This is a genomic window from Fructobacillus durionis (assembly GCF_900112405.1).
In the GTDB taxonomy this organism is placed as follows: domain Bacteria; phylum Bacillota; class Bacilli; order Lactobacillales; family Lactobacillaceae; genus Fructobacillus; species Fructobacillus durionis.
On record NZ_FOLI01000004.1, the window covers coordinates 1 to 15,172 of the forward strand.

General features: G+C 47.0%; 9 protein-coding genes, 14 tRNA genes and 2 rRNA genes. 23 read left to right on the forward strand and 2 right to left on the reverse strand.

Annotation, left to right across the window (positions count from 1 at the left end; translation table 11 throughout):
* The 20 genes from BMZ93_RS03965 to BMZ93_RS04060 all read left to right on the forward strand — a co-directional run.
* Window positions 1–126 (forward strand): 23S ribosomal RNA (locus BMZ93_RS03965); the annotation flags it as partial.
* Between the two features lie 76 nt (window positions 127–202).
* Window positions 203–319: ribosomal RNA gene (gene rrf, locus BMZ93_RS03970) — 5S ribosomal RNA — on the forward strand.
* A 36-nt stretch (window positions 320–355) separates the two neighbouring features.
* A tRNA-Val gene (locus BMZ93_RS03975) sits at window positions 356–428 on the forward strand.
* A gap of 38 nt (window positions 429–466) precedes the next feature.
* A tRNA-Thr gene (locus tag BMZ93_RS03980) sits at window positions 467–539 on the forward strand.
* A 6-nt stretch (window positions 540–545) separates the two neighbouring features.
* Window positions 546–617 (forward strand) — tRNA-Gly (locus BMZ93_RS03985).
* Window positions 618–622: 5 nt separating this feature from the next.
* Window positions 623–706 (forward strand) — tRNA-Leu (locus BMZ93_RS03990).
* Window positions 707–712: 6 nt separating this feature from the next.
* Window positions 713–786: transfer RNA gene (locus BMZ93_RS03995), tRNA-Arg, on the forward strand.
* A 42-nt stretch (window positions 787–828) separates the two neighbouring features.
* Window positions 829–902, forward strand: a tRNA-Pro gene (locus BMZ93_RS04000).
* Between the two features lie 19 nt (window positions 903–921).
* Window positions 922–995, forward strand: a tRNA-Met gene (locus BMZ93_RS04005).
* A gap of 12 nt (window positions 996–1,007) precedes the next feature.
* Window positions 1,008–1,081: transfer RNA gene (locus tag BMZ93_RS04010), tRNA-Ile, on the forward strand.
* Between the two features lie 16 nt (window positions 1,082–1,097).
* A tRNA-Ser gene (locus BMZ93_RS04015) sits at window positions 1,098–1,187 on the forward strand.
* Window positions 1,188–1,221: 34 nt separating this feature from the next.
* Window positions 1,222–1,295: transfer RNA gene (locus BMZ93_RS04020), tRNA-Met, on the forward strand.
* A 2-nt stretch (window positions 1,296–1,297) separates the two neighbouring features.
* A tRNA-Asp gene (locus tag BMZ93_RS04025) sits at window positions 1,298–1,371 on the forward strand.
* A gap of 25 nt (window positions 1,372–1,396) precedes the next feature.
* Window positions 1,397–1,469, forward strand: a tRNA-Phe gene (locus BMZ93_RS04030).
* A 27-nt stretch (window positions 1,470–1,496) separates the two neighbouring features.
* Window positions 1,497–1,567: transfer RNA gene (locus tag BMZ93_RS04035), tRNA-Gly, on the forward strand.
* A 3-nt stretch (window positions 1,568–1,570) separates the two neighbouring features.
* A tRNA-Ile gene (locus tag BMZ93_RS04040) sits at window positions 1,571–1,644 on the forward strand.
* Between the two features lie 314 nt (window positions 1,645–1,958).
* On the forward strand, window positions 1,959–3,269 hold the full coding sequence (gene serS / locus BMZ93_RS04045) for a serine--tRNA ligase (RefSeq protein WP_091502447.1): 1,311 nt from the start codon (window positions 1,959–1,961) through the stop codon (window positions 3,267–3,269).
* A 153-nt stretch (window positions 3,270–3,422) separates the two neighbouring features.
* Window positions 3,423–5,834, forward strand: a complete 2,412-nt coding sequence (gene secA / locus BMZ93_RS04050; protein WP_091502450.1) for a preprotein translocase subunit SecA — start codon at window positions 3,423–3,425, stop codon at window positions 5,832–5,834.
* A gap of 53 nt (window positions 5,835–5,887) precedes the next feature.
* Window positions 5,888–7,006 (forward strand): peptide chain release factor 2, encoded by a 1,119-nt coding sequence (prfB, locus tag BMZ93_RS04055; RefSeq protein WP_091502452.1) that lies wholly within the window; start codon window positions 5,888–5,890, stop codon window positions 7,004–7,006.
* 112 nt (window positions 7,007–7,118) lie between these two features.
* Window positions 7,119–9,593, forward strand: coding sequence for an ATP-dependent Clp protease ATP-binding subunit (locus BMZ93_RS04060; RefSeq protein ID WP_091502454.1), 2,475 nt, complete (start codon window positions 7,119–7,121; stop codon window positions 9,591–9,593).
* A 94-nt stretch (window positions 9,594–9,687) separates the two neighbouring features.
* Here BMZ93_RS04060 and BMZ93_RS04065 read toward each other — a convergent pair whose 3' ends face one another.
* Both BMZ93_RS04065 and BMZ93_RS06705 read right to left on the reverse strand, forming a co-directional pair.
* Complete coding sequence (locus BMZ93_RS04065; RefSeq protein WP_091502456.1) at window positions 9,688–10,797, reverse strand: PTS sugar transporter subunit IIC; 1,110 nt, start codon at window positions 10,795–10,797, stop codon at window positions 9,688–9,690.
* 294 nt (window positions 10,798–11,091) lie between these two features.
* Window positions 11,092–11,760, reverse strand: coding sequence for a prepilin peptidase (locus tag BMZ93_RS06705; RefSeq protein WP_091502458.1), 669 nt, complete (start codon window positions 11,758–11,760; stop codon window positions 11,092–11,094).
* Between the two features lie 277 nt (window positions 11,761–12,037).
* Here BMZ93_RS06705 and rpsL point away from each other — a divergent pair, with 277 nt between their 5' ends.
* From rpsL to fusA, 3 genes are all read left to right on the forward strand, one after another.
* Window positions 12,038–12,451 (forward strand): 30S ribosomal protein S12, encoded by a 414-nt coding sequence (gene rpsL / locus BMZ93_RS04075; protein WP_091502461.1) that lies wholly within the window; start codon window positions 12,038–12,040, stop codon window positions 12,449–12,451.
* A 17-nt stretch (window positions 12,452–12,468) separates the two neighbouring features.
* Window positions 12,469–12,939, forward strand: coding sequence for a 30S ribosomal protein S7 (gene rpsG / locus BMZ93_RS04080; protein WP_091502463.1), 471 nt, complete (start codon window positions 12,469–12,471; stop codon window positions 12,937–12,939).
* A 117-nt stretch (window positions 12,940–13,056) separates the two neighbouring features.
* Window positions 13,057–15,168 (forward strand): elongation factor G, encoded by a 2,112-nt coding sequence (fusA, locus tag BMZ93_RS04085; protein ID WP_091502465.1) that lies wholly within the window; start codon window positions 13,057–13,059, stop codon window positions 15,166–15,168.
* Window positions 15,169–15,172: the final 4 nt, after the last annotated feature.

Here is a 15,172-nt window from a genome sequence, read left to right on the forward strand (position 1 = left end):
GAGATGAGATTTCCCATCTAATTAATAGAGTAAGACCCCTCAGAGATGATGAGGTAGATAGGCTAGAAGTGAAAGTGCTGTGAGGCATGGAGCGGACTAGTACTAATCGGTCGAGGACTTAACCAAAGAGTCAAATGAGTGGTTTGTTTAAGGAAAAAGAGAAGTAAGGATTATTTAGTTTTGAGTGTAAAAGCTCAAAAGGTGTCGTGTCGATGGCAAAGAGGAACCACCTGTTCCCATCTCGAACACAGAAGTTAAGCTCTTTAGCGCCAAAAGTAGTTGCCGGAACGCTGGCTGCGAGGATAGGACGATGCGATGCCTGTACATAGAAAACGAGGAGACTCGTTTTTATTTTGGACGATTAGCTCAGCTGGGAGAGCACCTGCCTTACAAGCAGGGGGTCACAGGTTCGATCCCTGTATCGTCCATTGACTAAGGTCAAAAGCGCCGCGTCGGGCAACATCCAGCCGACTTAGCTCAGCTGGTAGAGCACCGCTCTTGTAAAGCGGGGGTCGAAGGTTCGAATCCTTTAGTCGGCATATTATGCGAACATAGTTCAGAGGTAGAACATCACCTTGCCATGGTGGGGGTCGCGGGTTCGAATCCCGTTGTTCGCTTGGATGCCGGCGTGGCGGAATAGGCAGACGCACAGGACTTAAAATCCTGCGATGGAAACATCGTACCGGTTCGATCCCGGTCGCCGGCATATTATGCACCTATAGCGCAATTGGATAGAGTGTCTGACTACGAATCAGAAGGTTGCAGGTTCGACTCCTGCTAGGTGCATCGTCTTCTTCCAGAAGACAAGACTCAGGTCTTAAAAAGGAACGGGACGTAGCTCAGCTTGGTAGAGCACCTGCTTTGGGAGCAGGGGGTCGCAGGTTCGAATCCTGTCGTCCCGATGGCTGGAAACAGCGGAATCGCGGTGTAGCTCAGCTGGCTAGAGCGTTCGGTTCATACCCGAGAGGTCGAGGGTTCGATTCCCCCTGCCGCGATAGACTCGTACCGGACCATTAGCTCAGTTGGTTAGAGCAGACGGCTCATAACCGTCCGGTCGTTGGTTCGAGTCCAACATGGTCCATGACCACATATATTTCGGAGGATTACCCAAGTCTGGCTGAAGGGAACGGTCTTGAAAACCGTCAGGTCGGGAAACCGGCGCGAGGGTTCGAATCCCTCATCCTCCTTAGGGCGCAAGCCCCACAATACAATTAATATTATCGCGGGATGGAGCAGTTCGGTAGCTCGTCGGGCCCATAACCCGAAGGTCGTAGGTTCAAATCCTACTCCCGCAATTGGTCGCATGGTCTAGCTGGTTAGGACGCCTGCCTGTCACGCAGGAGATCACGGGTTCGAACCCCGTTGTGACCGTTTTCTTTTAGGAAATAAAAGAGATGGCTCTGTAGCTCAGTTGGTAGAGCAATGCATTGAAGCTGCATGTGTCGGCGGTTCGATTCCGTCCAGCGCCATAGGGGAGACCCTTAGGGAAAAATAATGCGAATGTAGTTCAATGGTAGAATTCCAGCCTTCCAAGCTGGCTATGCGGGTTCGATTCCCGTCATTCGCTTATGGGCCATTAGCTCAGTTGGTTAGAGCGCTGTGTTGATAACGCAGAGGTCCCTGGTTCGAATCCAGGATGGCCCATCATCAGTCGACTTCGGTCGGCTTTTTTTGTGCTTTCTTTTAGTTTTTACTTGTCAAAAGCTACTTTCTAGCATAGAATATAGGCAAGAGCTCATCATAAGTAAGCCAGTTCAGAAAGGTAGCGGTCGCTGTAAGCTACCAGGCTGAAACTCCAATGAGTCACGTTTAGCGGGCAATGCCGCTCGGGTCCCACCGTTATCGGAAAATGAGTGCTGCATGTATATGCAGAAACTGGGTGGTACCACGGATTGCGTCTTTTTCGTCCCTGACTTTTGTCGGATGAAAAGGCGCTTTTTATATAAAAGGAGATTATTATGCTTGATTTGAAGTATTTACGTAAGAACAAGGAAACTGCTGCAAAGCAGTTGCAGGACCGCGGTGTTGAAGCTGGTGCTTTAGAAGCATTGCTTGCTAAGGATGAAGAACGCCGTGCCTTGATTGCCAAAGTCGAAGAGATGAAGGCAAAGCGTAATGAAGCTTCTGACAAGATTGCCTTTGCAAAGCGTCAAAAGGAAGATGCTAGCGAAGCCATTGCAGAAATGCAAAAGGTTGCTAAAGAAATTAAGGAAATGGACCAAACTTTGGCCGATTTGGATGCCGAAGTACAAGAAGCCGCTGCTCACTTGCCAAACATTGCTGAAGCAGATGTGCCTGTTGGTCCTGATGAATCAGCGAACATTGAAATGCGTAAGTGGGAACCAACAGACTATGAAGGTCGTGTTCACGCTTTGACTGAAGCACCTGCCTGGTTGAAGCCTCACTATGAAATCGGTGAAGACTTGGGTATTTTGGACTTCGAACGTGGCGCCAAGGTTTCAGGTGCCCGTTTCCTTTACTACGTTGGTGATGGCGCCCGTTTGGAACGTGCCGTGTACAACTTTATGTTGGACGAACACCGTAAGGAAGGCTACACGGAAATGATTACCCCAATCGTTGTTAACGATTCAGCGATGTTTGGAACTGGTCAGTACCCTAAGTTTAAGGATGATGCCTACCGTGTTCGTGACCTTGATCAAACTTACATTCCAACGGCTGAAGTGCCTTTGACTAACTACTACTCAGGCGAGACTTTGCCAGCCGAAGATTTGCCAATCTCATTCACTGCCTTGTCACCATCATTCCGTAAGGAAGCCGGTGCCGCTGGACGTGACACCCGTGGTTTGATTCGTTTGCACCAGTTTAACAAGGTGGAAATGGTGAAGTTCGCTAAGCCTGAAGATTCAGACAGCGAATTGGAAATCATGACAAACAACGCTGCCAACATTTTGGAAAAGCTTGGTTTGCCTTACCACATCATCACTTTGTCAACTGGGGACATGGGCTTCTCAGCTGCTAAGACACACGATGTTGAAGTTTGGATTCCAGCCCAAAACGTTTACCGTGAAATCTCTTCATGTTCAAACACCCGCGACTTCCAAGCCCGTCGTATGCACATCACCTACCGTAACGACGAAGGAAAGCTTGAATTGGTTCACACGTTGAACGGTTCAGGATTGGCTGTTGGTCGTACGGTTGCGGCCATCTTGGAAAACTACCAAAACGAAGATGGAACGGTTACAATTCCTGAAGTTTTGCGTCCTTACATGGGCGGTCAAGAAAAGTTGAACAAGACGCCTCACCACTAAAATTACGCTTTTAAAAAGCTTGTAATTGGACTAGCTGCTATCTGTCCTTTTCAAGCTTTTTTTGCTATAATTAGACTTAGTTTCTAAAATAATTTTGACATTAATAACTTTAATGAAAGGGGCGTATCTAGAAAACTAGGTACCGAACATTCGATGGCAAATCCAATTCGTAAGCTTGTTGATAACTCCAAGCACAAATTAAAGAAAATTGACAAGGTAGCTAACCAAGTTGAAGCTCTCTCTGAGCAAATGGCTGCTATGTCCGATGAGGCCTTGCAAAAGAAGACCCCAGAATTCCAAATTCGTATCCAAAAGGCCTTAGCTGGTGTTAAGACTGAAAAGGAACAGCAAAAGGCAACGGCCAAGGTTCTTGATGAACTTTTGCCAGAAGCCTTTGCCGTTGCCCGTGAAGGGGCCAAGCGTGTGCTTGGACTTTACCCTTACCACGTGCAGGTTATGGGTGCCATCGTTTTGCACGGTGGTAACATCGCCGAAATGAAGACTGGTGAAGGTAAGACTTTGACGGCCACGATGGCGGTTTACTTAAACGCCTTGGCTGGCAACGGTGTTCACGTTGTCACGGTTAACGACTACTTGTCAAAGCGTGATGCCGAGCAGATGGGACAACTTTACAACTGGTTGGGCCTTTCTGTTGGTATCAACGTTGGTGACGATTCACCTGAAAAGAAGCGTGCTGCTTACGACGCTGACATCACTTACTCAACGAACTTCAACATCGGTTTCGATTACTTGCGTGATAACATGGTGACCCGTGCCGAAGACCGCGTCATGCAACGTGGCTTGAACTACGCTTTGATTGATGAAGCGGATTCAATTTTGATTGATACGGCCCGTACGCCTTTGATTATTTCTGGACCTGGTTCAGGAATTTCACCACTCTACCAACGTGTTGACCGTTTTGTTAAGACTTTGACGCGCGACGAGGATTATAAAGTCGATGAAGAAGCAAAGAACACTTCTTTGACGCCTGAAGGTATCAAGAACGCTGAAGTCTTCTTCAACTTGGATAACATCTACGATAGTGAAAACACGGCCTTGACTCATCACATTGATCAAGCACTCCGTGCCAACTTCAACTACTTGCGCGACAAGGATTACGTTGTGCAAGACGGTGAAGTAAAGTTGATTGACCAATCAACTGGACGTATTTCTGAAGGTACCCGTTTGTCTGATGGTTTGCACCAGGCGATTGAAGCCAAGGAAGGCGTTGAGATTAAAGAAGAAAACAAGTCGATGGCCCAAATCACTTACCAGAACCTCTTCCGTATGTACAAGAAGTTGTCTGGTATGACTGGTACGGCTAAGACGGAAGAAGAAGAACTTCTTGAAATCTACAACATGGAAGTTATCGAAATTCCAACCAACCGTCCAATTCAACGTGTCGACATGCCTGACCTCTTGTATCCATCATTGAAGGCCAAGTATAACGCGGTGGTTCAGCGTGTTGCTGAATTGCACAAGAAGGGACAACCCGTTCTTTTGGGAACTGGATCAGTTGAATCTTCTGAATTGGTTGATAAGTTGTTGACGGCGCACAACATTCCTCACAACGTGTTGAACGCCAAGAACAACGAAAAAGAAGCCGAAATCATTGCCAACGCTGGTCAAAAGGGTGCCGTTACGGTTGCCACCAACATGGCTGGTCGTGGAACCGACATCAAGTTGGGCCCTGGTATTGATGAACTTGGTGGCTTGGCTGTCATTGCAACGGAACGACACGAATCACGTCGTATCGATAACCAGTTGCGTGGACGTGCCGGTCGTCAGGGTGACCACGGATTCTCACAGTTCTACTTGTCTTTGCAAGATGACTTGATGATTCGTTTCGGTGCCGAAAAAGTCCGTGCGCTATTGCAACGCATGAACATGGACGATGAAGACACAGTGATTACCCACCGTTGGATTACTCGTTCGGTTGAATCAGCTCAGAAGCGTGTTGAAGGAAACAACTACGATACTCGTAAGAACGTCTTGCAGTATGATGATGTTGTCCGTGAACAACGTGAATTGATTTACCGTGAACGTGACCAAGTCTTGGATGAAAAGAAGTCTTTGGATAACGTTTTGATGCCAATGGTTAAGCGCACCATCGACCGTGTGGTTGATGCGCAAACACCAGGTAAGGATTCCGAAAAGTGGCACTTGGATGCTATTAACAAGTTCATTGAGTCATCTTTGACCTCACCAAAGCACGGTTCAGTGCGTTTGCAAAACTTGAACCGTGATGAGATTAAGGACAAGCTCTATGAGATTGCCAAAGAAAACATGGAAGACAAGAAGAAGGACTTGTACGATGCTGACCAACTGTTGGCCTTCGAACGAGTTGTCATCCTTCGAGCTGTCGACCAACACTGGACGGACCATATCGATGCCCTTGACCGTTTGCGTCAGGGAGTTGGACTCCGTGGATACGGACAGTTGAACCCATTGGTTGAATATCAAAACGAAGCCTTTGAAAACTTTAACAAAATGATTGCTGATATCGAATACGATGCAACTCGTACCTTCATGAAGGCCGAGATTCGCACCAACATGTCAGCTTAAGTAATGAAGGATAAAGCGAACGATGAGTTCGCTTTTCTTATGGGAGGATCGCCATGGAAGTAGTGGCAGCCAAACAGGCACTGGCGGCAATTCGCGAAGAAGTTGCTCGCTTTGAAAAAACATTGGATTTAGATGCCTTAACGGAAGAAATCGCTGACTTTGAAAACCAGATGACCGAACCGGGTTTCTGGGATGACCAGCAAAAGGCTCAGGGTGTGATTGATGAAACGAACGTCTTGAAGAAACGTCGTGATTCATTCTTAGCCCTTGGCGAAGCCGCTGATGAAATCGAAATGTTGATTGAAATCGTTAACGATGATCCTGAGGATGCTGATTCTGCAGAAGAATTGGGTAACCTTGTCGAAAAGACAAACGATGCCGTTCAAGCTTATAACTTGGAACAGTTGTTGACGGGTGAGTACGATGCTAATAACGCCATCTTGGAAATTCATCCAGGTTCTGGTGGGACGGAATCAACGGATTGGGGCGAAAAGCTCTACCGTATGTACACTCGTTGGGCCAATGCCCATGACTTCAAAGTCGACGTCTTGAACTACAGCGCCGGTGATGAAGCCGGAATTGATTCAGCGACATTGAAGATTTCTGGTCACAACGCCTATGGTTTCTTACGTTCAGAAAAGGGTGTTCACCGTTTCGTTCGTATCTCACCATTTGATTCAGCCGGACGTCGTCATACCTCTTTCGTTTCCGTTGATGTCATGCCAGAATTGGATGACTCAATTGAAGTTGAAGTGCGTGATGATGATATTAAGATGGATGTCTTCCGTTCCGGTGGAGCCGGTGGACAGAACGTCAACAAGGTTTCAACTGGTGTCCGTTTGACCCACGAACCAACGGGTATCGTTGTGTCATCAACGGTTGAACGTACACAATACGGTAACCGTGATTACGCCATGCGACTTTTGAAGGCCAAGTTGTACCAGCTTGAGTTGGAAAAGAAGGAAGCCGAACGTGCTGCCTTGGCTGGTGAAAAGAAGGAGAACGGCTGGGGATCCCAGATTCGTTCTTACGTTTTGCACCCCTACCAGATGGTCAAAGACCACCGTACGGGTTACGAAACCAACCAGCCACAGGATGTTTTGGATGGGGACTTGGATCCATTCATTAACGCCTACTTGCAATGGCAATTATCATTAAAGAATCCAGATTAAGAAAAAGCAGGGGATATTCCCCTGCTTTTTACGTCTCCCTTTATGAAGGGGCCGGACTGCGTTATAATAGTAGCCAATTAGAAGACGTATTAAAGTAAAAAAGGAGCAGAATATGGCAGATCAATATACAAATTCAGCAAAGACTGTCCTGGCAATTGCCCAGGACCAAGCCAAGTATTTCCGCCACTTAGCCGTTGGGACGGAACATCTGCTTCTCGCACTAGCTATGGAACGACAGGGAGTTGCTGGAAAGATTCTTTCCGAATTCTCCGTTACGGCCAAGGATGTGCAAGAAGAAATCGAGCACTACACGGGCTTTGGGGTCCAGCAGAACTTTGACCCTGACCTCTACTTGCCCTACTCACCAAAAGCTGGCTCTGTTTTGAACTGGGCAAGGGAACAGGCAGAGACGCTCGGCCAGCAGGAAATCGGCACGGAGTTAATTCTGTTGGCTTTGATCCAGGACCAGAGTATTTTGGCCGGTCGTGTTTTGTTGGCACTTGATGTTAATTTGACTGACCTGCAGAAGGCTATTCTCCGTCGTCTGGGTATTTCTGACTTGCGTAAGCAGTTGAAGCGGGCAAAGCCACACCAAAAGCCAATCGAAGGCACACCTACCTTGGATAAGCTGGGGCGTGACTTGACCCAGGTTGCTCGAACAGAGCACTTGGATCCCGTTATCGGCCGTGACAACGAAGTTCGTCGTGTCGTCCAGATTTTGTCACGTCGTACAAAGAACAACCCCGTTTTGGTTGGCGAGCCGGGGGTTGGAAAGACTGCCATTGCTGAGGGATTGGCCCAGCGAATTGTCAAAGGACAAGTGCCTGATAACCTGAAGCACAAACGCCTGATGGTCTTAGACATGGGTTCTTTGGTCGCTGGGACCAAGTACCGAGGCGAATTCGAAGCTCGGTTGAAGCAGATTATCGATGAAATCGAGGCGGACGGCCAGGTTATCTTGTTCGTGGATGAGCTTCATACGCTTGTCGGGGCCGGAGGAGCGGAAGGTGCGATTGACGCAGCTAACATCCTGAAGCCGGCTTTGGCCCGTGGTGATTTGCAGATGCTTGGGGCGACGACTTTTGATGAATACCAGCAATCGATTGAATCCGATGCCGCTTTGGAACGTCGTTTTGCCAAAGTCACGGTTAACGAACCCTCAACCGAAGAAGCGATTGCCATTCTGAAGGGAATTCGTCCAAAGTTTGAAAGCTACCACCGGGTCAACATTGAAGATGCTGCTGTCGAAGCAGCGGTTAAGCTGTCAGCCCGCTACATCACGGCCCGCTTCCTACCAGACAAGGCCATTGACCTGATGGATGAAGCGGCTGCCAAAGTCCAAATCGATGCCGTGGACCGAGCAACACCGGTGCACAACGACCGTGCTGATTTGGCAGAAATTGTCAAAGACAAGGATGCGGCCATCGCTGAGATGGACTTTGAACTGGCTGCCGATTTGCGCTTGAAAGAAATCGCCCTCCGTCAGAAGATTGACAAGGCCATGGTTCGGGCACAGAAGAAGGAAGCCAAGCAGGCTTCTTATCAAATGAAAGTCACGCCGGAAGACATTGCCGATGTTATCTCTGAACAGACTGGGGTCCCTTTGACTCAGGTTCAAGAAAGCGAATCCGACCAGTTGATGAACTTGGAAAAGGAATTGGGTAAGCGCGTGATTGGCCAAAAGGATGCGGTATCTGCCGTTGCCCGTGCCATCCGTCGTTCCCGCTCCGGCTTAGCTGACCCTAAGCGGCCAATGGGCACTTTCCTCTTTCTTGGACCAACTGGTGTTGGAAAGACGGAGTTGGCCAAGGCATTGGCTGAACTGGTTTTCGGTTCTGAAGACAACATGATTCGAATCGATATGTCCGAGTACCAAGAGCAGTATTCTGCTTCCCGCTTGATTGGTTCAGCGCCTGGCTACGTTGGTTATGACCAGGGTGGTCAATTGACTGAACAGGTCCGCAAGCACCCATACTCAATCATTCTTTTGGATGAGTTGGAAAAGGCCAACAAGGACATCTACAACTTGATGCTGCAGGTCTTTGACGATGGATTCTTGACGGATGCCAAGGGACGTCGCGTCAACTTCCGAAATACCATTATCATCATGACTTCAAATCTTGGGGCAACCCGTTTGCGTGATGAAAAGACGGTTGGCTTTGGTTCCGTTGACTTGGCGAAAAACAACGAGGCCGTGGCTAACAAGATTCGTGAGACGGTTAAGGAAACCTTCCGTCCTGAATTCGTGAACCGAATTGACGAGGTACTTGTCTTCGATGCTCTGGAAGAGCCAGAGGTTGAACAAATTGTTCGCTTGCTATCCAAGTCCCTCTTGGAGCGTGTGGCTGAACAGGGCGTAAAAATTAAGATTACAAAGGCGGCCGTTCAGGCCATCGCCAAGGAAGGGTACGACCGTGAATACGGTGCCCGTCCAGTCCGCCGTTTGATCCAGACTGAAATCGAAGATAAGTTGTCAGAAGCTTTGCTATCTGGTGAAATCACGACTGCTGACATGGTAACGATTGGTGCCACGAAGGGTAAGATTACCTTGAAGGTACAAAAGGAAGCCGAAAAAGTCAGTAACTAATTAAATGATTAAATAAGAAAAGTCTTGGAAGAATGCTTCCAAGACTTTTTTACTGCATAAAAAAAGAACCCGCCAAGGCGAGTTCTTTTTATTTTTACATCATATCAAGGTGAAGGTCGTTTTCCTTAGTTAATCCTGCCTTCTTCAAGAAGAAGTAGAAGAACCAAGCGGCAACACCAGGTACAAGAACACCGAAGACCATAACAAGCATCAAAGCGTGTACGTTAGTACCAAGCAATGCCAATGGGGCAATCAATGAGTTCAATCCAAGACCGGCGATGGCGTAAGGAACCTTCAATTCGAAGACACCAACGGCAACCATGGCAGAAACACCAGCGATAAGGGCTGGACCGAAGAAGAGTAATGGGCTCTTCAACATGTTGGCAAATTGAACCTTAGGGGTAACGATTGTTTGGGCAACGTTAGCACCCAAATCGTTTTGCGTGTAACCCATAACCGTATACATAACGAAAGCGGCAGTTGTTCCAACCAATGCGGCTCCACCTGAAAGTGGGTCCAACATAACGGCGATGGCAAGAGCGGCAGATGAAGCAGGGGTCATCAAGAAGGCGAACCAGAAGAAGGAAACGATGAAGGCTCCTAAGAATGGGTTCACTGACATTGTGTCAGCCAACTTTTCTGAGATCCAGTTCAAGAAAGGCGTTGTATAAGTAGCAGCAACCAAACCAGTTAATGTACCAGTCAAAACGGCTGCGAATGGCACCAAAAGCATGTCCAAGGCTGTCTTACCAGTCAAGTAGTTACCAACCAAAACGGCAACAACGGCTGCCAAAACGGCTGAAACTGGCTGACCAGAAGTCATGATGATTGAACCAGCTGGTTGGTTGGCTGCCCAGTGGGTCGCAGTGTGTGTGTTCGCAACGGCTGTGCTAGCAAAGTAAACGGCGTTTGATCCAACCGTTGCGGCAATCAATGCGGCACCGGTTGTCAAAACGGTTGAGTCCAAGGCCATGGCAACGCCGACCCCAAGGGCTGGGGCCAACATCTTTTGACCCATGGCACCGGCCTGCACCAAGGCAGGCAAGTGCAAGATGTTACCAAGGGAGCTGAGCAAGAGGCCCATTCCCAAAACGGACAAGATGGCGTATGAGACACCTTGTGAAACAGCGTATACCGCTGACTTCTTCTTTTCTTGCGCAGGTTCTTGCGGGCGCGTATCCGCCTTTGTTAATGTTGCATCCATTGTTACTTCCTCCGAAAATTCGTTCATGCCAATAAAAAAACGCCAGGCAGCTGGCGTTGGTCTAAAGTCGTGGTTAATACGAAAAAAGAGGGCTGCCAGCCGGTGTTGTCTTTGCTGGCAGCTAAAAAGGTGACCAGCATTTATCAAATAATGATAATGCTAATCACAATGACGTTATTCAATTGAGTTGATTGCTTTGTAGTAGTCATAATCAATTCTCCTCGATTGGTTGTCTTAACTATACTAAGATTAAAATTAAATGTCAACATTTTAATAAAAATATTTTTATTCTCATTAAATCAACTCTGTTATTATCCATGAAAATAAGAGAAAAGGAAGAAAAGGTATTTTCCTTTTCTTTATCATTAAAGGAACGCAAATTAATGTCGAAAAAGTAGAGGCGAAAATGAAGTTGGTAAAAGCTTCTCCGTCAAACATAACTGCGGCCAAAACAAAGACGGGAAAATCGCCAACGCCCATTTTTCGTAAATAAATTAGAGGAAAGTTTAGTAGAAGAAAGAAAACTTTGAGCAGAATGAATACTGGTTCGTCATGTGATATTCCATCATTGAAAAATAGGAAGTAGGGAATAAGTAGCCAGACCATATCGGTGTGTGCTCGCTCTTTTTGACTGTCTTCCCTAGCTAAGAAGAATAGGAAGAAGTGGAGGAAGTAGGCAGCAGACCATTGAAAGGGGATGGTTAGCATCAAAAGGGGAAAGAGTCCTTCGAAGAAAAGCCACTCCGAAACTGAGGTAAAGACTTGGCCACAGTTACGACAGCGAAACTTCAATATTGGAGCGGATAGTAAAGGAATGAGATCATACCAGGCGAGGGGATGACCACAGTTAAAACAATAGGAGCGGCTTGTCCAAAGAGCCTGTCCTGATATTGCCCGATCTGCTAAACAGCAAATGAATGAAGCGAGCGTAAATTGTGTGATAATTAATAATATTTCTTTCATGCCAAGTTATACGAAGAAAGTTGGCAAGAGTTGTCGACTTTTCCATTAATAATTCTTAAGATTTTTTTGCTCAAAAAGCCGGTAAAATCCCTTGACTTTACCCTAGAAACTGTTATTATATTTGACGTGCTTTTAAGACATATGCTCTGAATGTCGCTATTGTTGCGACAAAGGGCGGTGTAAAGGCAAGTCTAAGCAGGACTTCCGGGAGCACTTTTGTTTAATGACAAAAATGATACACCTGGAACTGTGAAAAGAAACGAAGGAGAATAGTAGGATGCCTACAATTAACCAATTGGTTCGTAAGTCTCGTAAGTCTCAAGCGACTAAGTCAAACTCACCCGCTTTGAACTTCGGCTACAACTCAATGAAGAAGAAAGCAACTAAGAATGCTGCGCCACAAAAGCGTGGGGTTGCTACCCGTGTTGGAACTTTGACACCAAAGAAGCCTAACTCAGCCTTGCGTAAGTACGCTCGTGTACGTTTGTCAAACTTGTACGAAGTTACTGCTTACATCCCAGGTATCGGTCACAACTTGCAAGAACACTCTGTTGTCTTGATCCGTGGTGGTCGTGTTAAGGATTTGCCTGGTGTGCGTTATCACGTTATCCGTGGTGCGCTTGATACTGCCGGTGTTGACGGCCGTATGACATCACGTTCTAAGTATGGAACGAAAGCTCCTAAGAAGTAATAAGGAAAGGAAAACTCATGCCACGTAAAGGTTATACAAAGCGTCAGGAAGTTTTGCCTGACCCAATTTACAATTCAAAGCTAGTTTCCCGTTTGATCAACAAGTTGATGGTCGATGGTAAGCGTGGAACTGCATCTACAATCTTGTACGATGCGTTCGACCGTATCAAGGAAACAACTGGTAACGAACCATTGGAAGTTTTCGAACAAGCAATGGAAAACATCATGCCAGTATTGGAAGTTAAGGCCCGCCGTGTTGGTGGATCTAACTACCAGGTGCCTATCGAAGTTCGCCCAGACCGTCGTACGACTTTGGGACTCCGTTGGTTGGTTAACTACGCACGTTTGCGTAACGAACACACAATGGACGAACGTTTGGCCAAGGAAATCATCGATGCAGCCAACGAAAACGGTGCATCAGTTAAGAAGCGCGAAGACACGCACAAGATGGCTGAAGCCAACCGTGCCTTTGCACACTACCGTTGGTAGGATTTACCGGTTAGCTTGCTGACCGATTGCTTCTTAGCAATGAATACTTTTTTTAAAAAGCGAACTGAACCTAGGTCGCTTTTTATTGCAATAAACGAAAAAAATTAGGAGATCACAATGGCAAAGCGTGAATATCCGCTTAACCGTACTCGTAACATTGGTATCATGGCCCACATCGATGCTGGTAAGACGACTACGACTGAGCGTATCTTGTACTATACTGGTAAAATCCACAAGATTGGTGAAACACACGATGGTGCTTCACAAATGGATTTCATGGACCAGGAAAAGGAACGTGGAATTACGATTCAGTCAGCCGCTACTACTGCCGTATGGCGTGGGTTCACTGACCAATATGAAAAAGATCCTTTCCGTGTTAACATCATCGATACCCCAGGTCACGTGGACTTCACTATCGAAGTTGAACGTGCCCTCCGTGTTTTGGATGGTGCCGTAGCCGTATTGGATGGTGCTGCTGGTGTTGAACCACAGACCGAAACTGTTTGGCACCAAGCCACAACTTATAACGTTCCACGTATCGTCTTCGTTAACAAGATGGATAAGTTGGGTGCTGACTTTGCAATGTCAGTTGAATCAATGCACGAACGTCTTCGCGTTAACGCCGAAGCCATCCAATGGCCAATTGGTGCCGAAGATGACTTCGCCGGTGTTATTGATTTGATTAAGGAAGAAGCTTACTACCCAACTGATGAACTTGGTTCAACTTGGGAACCAAAGCCAATTCCTGACGAATACAAGGATATCGTTGCTGAACGTCGTGAAAAGTTGATTGAAGCTGTTGCTGATGTCGATGAAGCCTTGATGGACAAGTACCTTGAAGGTGAAGAAATTTCAGTTGACGAATTGAAGGCAGCTATCCGTCGTGCCACTTTGGCACTTGAATTCTACCCAGTTCTTGCAGGTTCAGCCTACAAGGATAAGGGTGTTCAAATGATGTTGGATGCCGTTGTTGACTACTTGCCATCACCATTGGAAGTTCGCCCATACGTGGCAACTGATCCAAAGACTGATGAAGAAGTTGACTTGATCGCCGATGACTCAAAGCCATTCGCGGCCTTGGCATTTAAGATCATGACTGATCCATTCGTTGGACGTTTGACATTTATGCGTGTTTATACTGGTTCATTGAAGGCCGGTTCATACGTACAAAACACTTCTTCAGACTCACGTGAACGTGTTGGACGTTTGCTCCAAATGCACGCTACTTCACGTACTGAAATCGAAGAAGTCTTCTCTGGTGATATCGCCGCTGCTATCGGTTTGAAGAACACTACTACTGGTGATTCATTGACTGATACTGCCCACCCATTGATTCTTGAATCAATGGAATTCCCAGAACCAGTTATCGAATTGGCCATCGAACCAAAGACGAAGGCCGATCAAGACAAGTTGGCTACTGCTTTGCAGAAGCTTGCTGAAGAAGATCCTTCATTCCGTGCTACAACGAACCAGGAAACTGGTGACACGTTGATCGCCGGAATGGGTGAATTGCAGTTGGACATCATGGTTGATCGTATGAAGCGTGAATTCAACGTTGAAGCCCAAGTTGGTGCCCCTCAAGTTGCTTACCGTGAAGCATTCACTAAGGACGTTAAGGCCCGTGGATTCTTCAAGCGTCAGTCAGGTGGTAAGGGACAGTATGGTGATGTTTGGATCGAATTCTCACCAAACGAAGAAGGTGCCGGATTCGAATTCGAAGACGCCATCGTCGGTGGTGTTGTTCCTCGTGAATACATCCCTTCAGTTGAAGCAGGTTTGAAGGATGCTTTGAACGCTGGTCCTGTTGCTGGCTTCCCATTGGTTGACTTGAAGGCCAAGTTGTACGATGGTTCTTACCACGATGTCGATTCTTCTGAAGCTGCCTTTAAGATTGCCGCTTCATTGGCATTGAAGGAAGCTGCCAAGACTGCTGGTGCAGTTATCTTGGAGCCAATCATGGCCGTTGACATCGTTGTTCCTGAAGAAAACCTTGGTGATGTTATGGGACACGTCTCAGCACGTCGTGGTTTGATTGAAGGACAAGAAAACCGTGGACCTGTTTTGGCTGTTAAGGCTCAGGTTCCATTGTCAGAAATGTTCGGATATGCAACGACTTTGCGTTCAGCTACGCAAGGACGTGGAACGTTCCAGATGGTCTTCGACCACTACCAGGCCGTTCCTAAGAACGTTCAAGAAGAAATCGTTAAGGCACAAGGTAAGGAAGCTTAATTCC

Excerpts from the sequence above, each read along its gene's own strand:
- serS (WP_091502447.1), top strand. The coding sequence starts at position 1,959 with ATGCTTGATTTGAAGTATTTACGTAAGAACAAGGAAACTGCTGCAAAG.
- secA (WP_091502450.1), top strand. The coding sequence starts at position 3,423 with ATGGCAAATCCAATTCGTAAGCTTGTTGATAACTCCAAGCACAAATTA.
- prfB (WP_091502452.1), top strand. The coding sequence starts at position 5,888 with ATGGAAGTAGTGGCAGCCAAACAGGCACTGGCGGCAATTCGCGAAGAA.
- BMZ93_RS04060 (WP_091502454.1), top strand. The coding sequence starts at position 7,119 with ATGGCAGATCAATATACAAATTCAGCAAAGACTGTCCTGGCAATTGCC.
- BMZ93_RS04065 (WP_091502456.1), bottom strand. The coding sequence starts at position 10,797 with ATGGATGCAACATTAACAAAGGCGGATACGCGCCCGCAAGAACCTGCG.
- BMZ93_RS06705 (WP_091502458.1), bottom strand. The coding sequence starts at position 11,760 with ATGAAAGAAATATTATTAATTATCACACAATTTACGCTCGCTTCATTC.
- rpsL (WP_091502461.1), top strand. The coding sequence starts at position 12,038 with ATGCCTACAATTAACCAATTGGTTCGTAAGTCTCGTAAGTCTCAAGCG.
- rpsG (WP_091502463.1), top strand. The coding sequence starts at position 12,469 with ATGCCACGTAAAGGTTATACAAAGCGTCAGGAAGTTTTGCCTGACCCA.
- fusA (WP_091502465.1), top strand. The coding sequence starts at position 13,057 with ATGGCAAAGCGTGAATATCCGCTTAACCGTACTCGTAACATTGGTATC.